The organism is Mesorhizobium sp. M7A.F.Ca.US.014.04.1.1 (assembly GCF_003998745.1).
Lineage (GTDB): Bacteria > Pseudomonadota > Alphaproteobacteria > Rhizobiales > Rhizobiaceae > Mesorhizobium > Mesorhizobium ciceri.
Window position 1 is genome coordinate 1 of sequence record NZ_RZRW01000287.1, and the last position, 7,352, is coordinate 7,352.

The 7,352-nt window shown below is 62.1% G+C and carries 11 protein-coding genes and 1 pseudogene; 9 read left to right on the top strand and 3 right to left on the bottom strand.

From position 1 onward, the window contains the following. The 4 genes from pgsA to EOA22_RS19195 all read left to right on the top strand — a co-directional run. Positions 1 to 572 (top strand): CDP-diacylglycerol--glycerol-3-phosphate 3-phosphatidyltransferase (gene pgsA, locus EOA22_RS19180; RefSeq protein WP_127390143.1); only part of this gene is annotated, 572 nt, incomplete at its 5' end. 1 nt (position 573) lies between these two features. Then, positions 574 to 831 carry a molybdopterin converting factor subunit 1 gene (gene moaD, locus EOA22_RS19185; RefSeq protein ID WP_013532479.1) on the top strand — a complete coding sequence of 86 codons (258 nt, stop codon included), beginning with the start codon at positions 574 to 576 and terminating at the stop codon, positions 829 to 831. 1 nt (position 832) lies between these two features. After that, positions 833 to 1,309, top strand: coding sequence for a molybdenum cofactor biosynthesis protein MoaE (locus tag EOA22_RS19190; RefSeq protein WP_013532478.1), 477 nt, complete (start codon positions 833 to 835; stop codon positions 1,307 to 1,309). Between the two features lie 126 nt (positions 1,310 to 1,435). Next, a complete protein-coding gene (locus EOA22_RS19195) occupies positions 1,436 to 2,200 on the top strand; it encodes a YbaY family lipoprotein (protein WP_013532477.1) in 765 nt (254 codons plus the stop codon). A gap of 68 nt (positions 2,201 to 2,268) precedes the next feature. Here the strand turns inward: EOA22_RS19195 and ndk are convergent, their stop codons facing one another. Beyond that, complete coding sequence (gene ndk / locus EOA22_RS19200; protein ID WP_013532476.1) at positions 2,269 to 2,691, bottom strand: nucleoside-diphosphate kinase; 423 nt, start codon at positions 2,689 to 2,691, stop codon at positions 2,269 to 2,271. A 159-nt stretch (positions 2,692 to 2,850) separates the two neighbouring features. Here ndk and EOA22_RS19205 point away from each other — a divergent pair, with 159 nt between their 5' ends. Then, positions 2,851 to 3,111: a DUF2934 domain-containing protein gene (locus EOA22_RS19205; protein ID WP_127390144.1), complete on the top strand. Its 261-nt coding sequence runs from the start codon at positions 2,851 to 2,853 to the stop codon at positions 3,109 to 3,111. An 11-nt stretch (positions 3,112 to 3,122) separates the two neighbouring features. Here EOA22_RS19205 and EOA22_RS19210 read toward each other — a convergent pair whose 3' ends face one another. Further along, positions 3,123 to 3,815, bottom strand: a complete 693-nt coding sequence (locus EOA22_RS19210; RefSeq protein ID WP_127390145.1) for a glutathione S-transferase family protein — start codon at positions 3,813 to 3,815, stop codon at positions 3,123 to 3,125. A 59-nt stretch (positions 3,816 to 3,874) separates the two neighbouring features. On the opposite strand from EOA22_RS19210, the pseudogene EOA22_RS19215 reads away from it, so the two are divergent. Continuing rightward, a pseudogene (locus EOA22_RS19215) lies at positions 3,875 to 4,383 on the top strand (DinB family protein). A gap of 97 nt (positions 4,384 to 4,480) precedes the next feature. Here EOA22_RS19215 and EOA22_RS19220 read toward each other — a convergent pair. Then, the gene (locus EOA22_RS19220) at positions 4,481 to 5,440 is read right to left on the bottom strand and encodes a LysR substrate-binding domain-containing protein (protein WP_013532472.1); all 960 of its coding nucleotides are present in this window, start codon (positions 5,438 to 5,440) and stop codon (positions 4,481 to 4,483) included. 110 nt (positions 5,441 to 5,550) lie between these two features. On the opposite strand from EOA22_RS19220, the gene EOA22_RS19225 reads away from it, so the two are divergent. From EOA22_RS19225 to EOA22_RS19235, 3 genes are all read left to right on the top strand, one after another. Beyond that, entirely contained in the window at positions 5,551 to 6,090 is a 540-nt protein-coding gene (locus EOA22_RS19225; RefSeq protein WP_013532471.1) for a hypothetical protein, read from the top strand. Next, the gene (locus EOA22_RS38950) at positions 6,069 to 6,380 is read left to right on the top strand and encodes a hypothetical protein (protein ID WP_244514285.1); all 312 of its coding nucleotides are present in this window, start codon (positions 6,069 to 6,071) and stop codon (positions 6,378 to 6,380) included. The genes EOA22_RS19225 and EOA22_RS38950 overlap by 22 nt, the downstream gene beginning before the upstream one ends. A gap of 48 nt (positions 6,381 to 6,428) precedes the next feature. Further along, on the top strand, positions 6,429 to 7,352 hold a 924-nt coding region (locus EOA22_RS19235; protein WP_164755632.1), incomplete at its 3' end, for a DMT family transporter.

The window sequence follows — 7,352 nt, forward strand, 5'->3', positions numbered from 1 at the left end:
CCAACATGCTCACCTACGCCCGCATCGTCGCGGTGCCGATGGTGGTGCTGTGCTTTTTTCTCGAAGGACATCTGAAGTCGAGCGACTTTGCCCGGTGGTCGGCGCTGATCATCTTCCTGCTCGCCTCGATCACCGATTATCTGGATGGCTATCTGGCGCGCGCCTGGCAACAGACCTCCAACATCGGCAAGATGCTCGACCCGATCGCTGACAAGCTGCTGGTCGCCACCTGCCTGCTGCTGCTGGCTGCGGACACCGATCGCCATGCGGGCATTGCCGGCTGGTCGTTGTGGGCGGCGATCATCATCCTGTGCCGCGAAATCCTCGTCTCGGGCCTGCGCGAATATCTGGCGGCGCTGAAAGTCTCGGTGCCGGTGACGCAGCTGGCAAAATGGAAGACCGCCATCCAGATGGTCGCCATAGCGTTCCTCTTGGCCGGACCGGCCGGCGACAAGATCTTTCCGCTGACCACCCAGACCGGGCTGGTGCTGCTGTGGATCGCGGCGTTGGTCACACTCTACACCGGCTACGACTATTTCCGCGCCGGCCTCAAGCACATCATGGACGAGTGAGATGACGACCCGGCTCATCTATTTTGCCTGGGTGCGCGAGCGCATCGGCATGCCCGAGGAAGACGTCGACTTGCCGGCTGGCATCGAGACGGTCGCCGATCTCCTGCGCTGGCTGAAATCGCGCGGCGAGGGCTACGAGCACGCGCTGCAATATCCTGACGTCATCCGTGTCGCTATCAACCAGGAGCATGTCGAGCACCGCGAGAAGATCGCGGGCGCCCGCGAAATCGCGCTGTTCCCGCCGATGACCGGGGGCTGAAATGACCGGCGGGATCATACCTGTCGTGCGCATTCAGCGCCAAGATTTTGACGTCGCGGCCGAAATCGCCAGACTGACGCAAGGCCGCGCCGATATCGGCGCCGTGGTGAGCTTCTCAGGCCTTTGCCGCGACGAGCAGGGCGCGCTCTCAGCGCTCGAGCTCGAACACTATCCCGGTATGGCCGAAGCAGAAATCGCCCGCATCGCTGCTGAAGCGGTCGAGCGTTGGCCGTTGCAGGGGCTCACCGCCATCCACCGCCACGGGAAGATCGCGCCCGGCGAGAGCATCGTGCTGGTGGTGGCAGCCTCCGCGCACCGCCATGCGGCGTTCGAGGCGGCGAATTTTCTCATGGACTATCTCAAATCGCGCGCGCCCTTCTGGAAGAAGGAGCATCGGGCTGACGGCTCGGAGGGTGGCTGGGTCGAGGCCAAGGAAGCCGATGCAACGGCCGCGCAACGCTGGAAAGCGTCCGAATAAGATCCGCCGCAGCCATGCATTGACCGCAATCCTTTGGCCAATTGGCGGAATTGGTCAGCCTGGGCATTGGCAACCCGTGGCATTGGCAGCCCAGGGCATTGGCAGCCCGGGGTGAGGGAGATGGTCATGCTGGACAGGATCGCGGAGTTCTTCATCTTCGGTTTCGTGCCTCTGGTCGTCGGCATATTGGCCGTTCCTGAGCAGTCTGTTGCCGCCGAAAAGGCAGTGAGAGGCGAAGTGATCTATCGCGAGCGCATTGCCTTGCCGCCCAGTGCCGTGCTCTCTGTGCAACTTGCCGATGTGTCGCTGGCCGATGCGCCGGCCACCATTATCGGCGAGCAGAAAGTGAAGCCGACCGGCCAGGTGCCGATCAGCTTCGAGATCAAATTCGACCCTTCCGTCATCCGGTCGCAGATGACTTACGCGTTGCAAGCCCGCATCACCGTCGACGACAAGCTCCTGTTCATCTCCGATATGCGCCATCAGGTCGATCCGCTGACCGACGTGCCGCAGACCATCATGCTGAAGATGGTCGCCCCGAACGCCGAGCCGACGGTTTCGGTCTTCGACCAGCTCTGGCTGGTCGACTATGTCGACGGCATCGGCGTCATCGCTGCCCCGCAAGCGACATTCAGGGTCAGCGAGGCCGGCAAGGCGGGCGGCAGCGGCCCCTGCAACACCTATTTCGCCACCGCCAAGGTCAATGGGCAAACGATCGTGATCGGAGACATCGGTTCGACCTACAAGGCCTGTGCGCCAGAGGTGATGGCCGAGGAAAAGGCGCTGTTCGATGCGCTGGCCAAGGCGGCGTCATACCGCGTCGAGGCCGGCAAGCTCATCATATCAGGCAAGGATGGCCGCGAGATCCTGCGCTTTAGCGCGGCGAGCTGACCCCCAACGAAAAAGGCCGGCGAAACGCCGGCCTTCTTTTTACGGAATCCAAGGTCTGGATCGTCGGCTCAGCCGACGATCTCGGTGTCCGAGAACCAGTACTTGATCTCTTCTGCCGCGGTCTCCGGTGCGTCGGAGCCGTGCACGGAGTTTTCGCCGATCGACAGCGCATGAACCTTGCGGATGGTGCCTTCGGCGGCGTTGGCCGGGTTCGTGGCGCCCATCACTTCGCGGTTCCTGGCAATGGCGTTCTCGCCTTCCAGCACCTGGACGACGGTCGGTGCCGACGACATGAATTCAACCAATTCGCCGAAGAAAGGACGGTCCTTGTGGACGGCATAGAAGCCTTCCGCTTCGCGGCGGCTCATCCAGACCCGGCGCGAGGCGATGACACGCAGGCCTGCCTCTTCCAGCATCCTGGTGATGGCGCCGGTGAGATTGCGCCGGGTTGCGTCCGGCTTGATCATGGAAAATGTGCGTTCGAGCGCCATGGGTCGTCCTTGTCTGAGAATGGAATTGAGAGTGGCGGGCTCTATACAAGCCGCCCGGCCCATTGCCAAGGGCCCCCGATCAGACGGCTGCACAGCAACGCTTTGCTTGCTATAGTCGCGTGCCGGCGCCGCGCTGAGGTCGGGCCGTATGGAGACAACATGACCATGACAGACGATCGTCAGGAACGCATTCGCAACCGTGCGCACCAGATCTGGCTGCAAGAGGGCCAGCCGGCTGGACATCATGAGCGCCATTGGCATCAGGCGGCGGCGGATGTCGACCAGGAGGACGCCACGGACAAGTCGGCAGCCAAAAAGCCAACCAAGAAGGCAGCTGGCGCCGCCAAGCCAAAAGCCGCCCCCAAGGAGGCAAAGGCTGCCACGAAGGCCGGCAAGCCAAAGAAGGCGGCGGCCAAGTAAGCTTTACGGCGTCAAGCCGCGGCGGCGATCTTTCGTCCCAGCCCGCCATGCAGGTCGAGGCAGCGGGCGAACCACTGCGCCACCACGTCGCCGTCGTCGAGCAATTGGTAGGGCGAGGCTATGCGCGCCCATTGCAAGGCGCCGAAGACGATATAGTCGCCAAACAGCGGCGCCGCGCCGCCGATGAACGGCTGATAGAAGAGCATCGAGCGCAATGGCTCCAGCGAGGCTCTGAAAGTGCCGAGCCCGGCCTCCCTGGCGGCCGTCACCTCCTCCAGCCTCTTGCCAAGACGCTGCTCCCGGCTTTGGCGGAAATAGACGGCGTTTTCCGCGTCCTGCATGGCATGAAGGTCCATGATGGCCGCGGTGGTCACGTAGGGATGAATGGTCACTTGCGACCAGCGTTCGATGAAGCGCGCCATCGCCTCGCCGCCTTCACCGCCAAACAGCGTCGGCCGGTCCGGATAGGCTTCATCGAGATAGAGCGCGATGGCGAAAGAATCCGCGAGGACTGTCTCGCCGTCGCGGATCACCGGAACGGTTTTCGAAACGCCGCCCTCGACAGCGGGCACCTCGAGAAAGCGCGTCGGTACGGTTGATATGTCGAGCCCCTTGTGGGCAAGCGCCATCGCCACCTTCCAGCAATGCGGGCTGAACGGACGTGTGCTGTCGCGTCCGACGAGATCATAAAGCAGAATGGTCATTGGCGGCGGCTCCCGTGCGGGTTAGGTAGGCCCCGCATCGACGCGAGCCGAGGGAAGCCATGAGACAGCATTTCATGATGTTTGCGGCCTATAATCAATGGGCCAACGGTCGCATCTATGATGCCGCCGCCGAACTCGATGATGAGGAATTCAACCGCGATGTCGGCGCCTTCTTCGGCTCGATGATGGGCACGCTCAACCACCTTTTGACTGCCGACCGCATCTGGATGAAGCGCTTCACCGGGGAGGGCGACGCGCCGACGACACTGGACGCTATCCTGCATCGGGGGTTGACCGGCCTGCGGGCGGCGCGTGAAGCCGAGGACAGGCGGATCATCGATTGGGTCGGCGGCCTCAATGACAAGGCGTTGACGGGCCGGTTCACCTACATGACCGTCTCGGACATGCGCATTCGCAAAGGCTGGCGCCGGCGCTGGACCATGTCTTCAACCACCAGACCCACCATCGCGGCCAGGCGCATACGATCTTGACCATCCTGGGACGGCCAAGCCTGGGGTTGGACCTGATGCTTTTCCAGCGGACCGAGGAGGGCAGGGCTTTCGCCTGATCCGGTGGCGTTTGCGTAGTCAGTCCGAAGGTTGTGCCGGCCGTCGCTGCATTTTGTGCTGCAGCATCGTCTTTGCATCAGTAGGCACCGGATGGATTCAGGCAGCCGTCGAAGCCTCGCCCCTGATTTCGTTGTCCAACTGGGACTGGGTCAGGGCCGCTTCCGCCATGACCCACTGCTTGAACAACTGGACCTTGCGTGCGGCAAGGCCTTTCAGCGGAGAGACAAAATACCAGCCAGCCGTGTTCGGATGATGGACGGCGAAGGGAGCCACCAGCCTTTCGGCGCGGATGTCGCTGGCCATATAGGCACGGTTGGCCACCGCAAAGCCCATCCCGGAATTGGCTGCCTCGTAGGACATCATGCACGAGTCGAAATAGATGCTCTTGGTCTCGCTGAGCACGAAGCTGGCGCCGGCGAAACCAAGCCAGGACTGCCAATTCTGGGTGCAGGTGTCGGAATGCAGCAGGGTGAAGTGCTTGAGGTCGTCCGGTGTCACCTTCGACAGCCGCTTGTCGCCGAGGACTTCGTGGAACAGCTTGCGGCTGCACACCGGTGTCAGGTCTTCGCGAAACAGCAGATCGGACTGCAGCCCGTGAAAGTGACCGTCGCCATAACGGATTTCGAGATCGAATTCCGAGGCCGTGAACTCATGCGTCGCGTACGAAGTCGAGACCCGCATCACGATATCGGGATATTGCTGCTGGAACAGCGGCAGGCGCGGAAACAGCCAGCGTGCCGCAAAGGTCGGCAGCACCGATATTTTTAGCACATGCTCCTGCGATTGTCCGGTCGCTTCCATGCTGGCGGCCACGATTCGCTCCAGCGCCTCGCGAACGCGCGAGACATAGGTCTCGCCCTCCGGCGTCAACGACACCGCATTGCCGCCGCGCTGGAAAATCTTGAAACGAAGCTGATCCTCCAGGCTTTTCACGCGCTGGCTGACCGCTGAAGCGGTAATAAACTGTTCTTCACCGGCGCGCGTGAAATTCCCGTGCCGCGCAGCACTTTCGACGATTTTCAGCGAATTGAGGTTGACCTGACTGAGCAGACGCACGGTTTCGACCTTAAGCTTGGCTTACACTAGCACCAGCATTCCTAATTTTACAGGGGTGGGTGAATTAATCGACTGTTTACCAAGTGTTGCCCCCATCCTGGAGAAGTACAATGAACGCCCACACCATTCCCGAACTGCGTTATGCGATGAGCCGCGAAGCCATTATCGGCCATGAAACCGCCTGGAAAGTGTCGAGTTTCGGTGTCGCGCAATATCTGCACGGCTATGACCCGGCACTGCTTGCCGCGATCGAGGAGGCTGCCCTGAAGCTCAAGGCCAGCCATGCCGTGCACAAGCACCTCGATCTGACCTTCATCACCGGGGCCGACCGTTACATCCCCGAGATCAGGGAATTGCTGCATGACAAGCTGCGCCTGGAGCGGCTGTCCGACATGATGGGCACCAAGCTGGAGCCCTATCCGCTGTCGATCGTCGGCTCGACGGTCACCTTCATGAATCCAGGGACGGCGCCGTGGAGTGGCATTGCGATGGCGTTCCGGTCACCGAGCTCATTCCGCTGTCGATCAGCAATCCGCTGGTCGGCGGCCACCTCGAAATCTATTGCGACGACTCCGAAACCGGCCGCGCCATTCTCGAATCCGGCCGCGAGATCCCGCGCAACAGTGTCATGCGCATCGATCACAAGATGAACTACGCGACGCTCGGCCAGTTCCTGGGCGTCCTGCATCGCACCGCGCCGATCCGGTTCGGCGAGCGCGTCACGCTGGTGCTCAACCAGCGCTCGGTGGCCAAACCCTATGTCGACGACAACAGAATGTTCTATCTCGCCGCCGACAATGACCACGACCGTGAGTGGGTCAGCGAACTGGCCGAAGATGTCTGGACCAACCAGCTCCCGGCCTACCGTCGGTTCGAGGCGGAGCATCCCGTGCCCGCCGCCGTCGATGCTCCGGTTCCGGGCGGAGCCAGGGAATCATGATAGTGAACCATGATCCCGAAAAGTCGGAACCGGTTTTCGGACAGGATCATGGTCGAACAGCAAAATAGAATCCCATGCCGATTGTTTCGGCAGGGATCCGGCTCGATATCCGCGTTGGTCTTCGCTGCCGGTGCGGTGGCGTTGTGGTCCACCAATGCCCTGGTCGGCAAATCCCTGCTGACCGGCCACCCGGTGTCGCAGGTCCAGTTCCTGCAATTTGCAGGCGCTGCACTCGTCTTCGCCGCCATCCGATTGATGAGCCGGGCCATCCGATTGATGAGCCGGGAAAGAGTAGCACCGGTCACGGCCGGGGCGGCGCTCATCTCTCTCGCGGTCGGCTTCATCGGCCTGGTCGGCACCATGGTGCTGCAATACATCGCCTTCGCTTCGATGCCGGTGATCGAGGCCAATCTGGTCGCCTACACCTGGCCGTTGATGGTCGCGGCGGCAGTCATTGCCTTGGAAAATCCGCGGCGTCCGGCACTGTTGGGTCTCGCCGCGGTGGTAGGCTTCATCGGCGTCGCGCTGGTGATTTCGGGAGGGCGCAACCAATCCTGGCTCGACGGCGATCTGGTCGGGTATCTCGCCGCATTCGGGTCGGCGCTGTGCATGGCCTTCTATTCGATCATGGTGGGACGGGTCGCCACCCCAGCCGATCGCCTGTTGCTGCCCTCATCGTTGATCGGCGTCGCTTTGACGTTTCTGTGGTGCGCTCGCGACGGTTTCACCTGGCCCATCGGCGCGGACCTGGCTCTCGGCCTTTATCTCGGCGCCGGTCCGATGGGCTTGGGCTACTATTTCTGGTCGCGCGCCTTGAAGCTTGAAGGCAGCGGCAGGGTCGCGGTGGTCGCCTATCTCACGCCGATCGCCTCGACCCTGCTTTTGACCTTGTCCGGCGAACGGCTGACGGTGACGGCCATTGTCGGAGCCATTCTCGTCATCGGCAGTTGTGTCGCGGGCGGTGGTGAACGT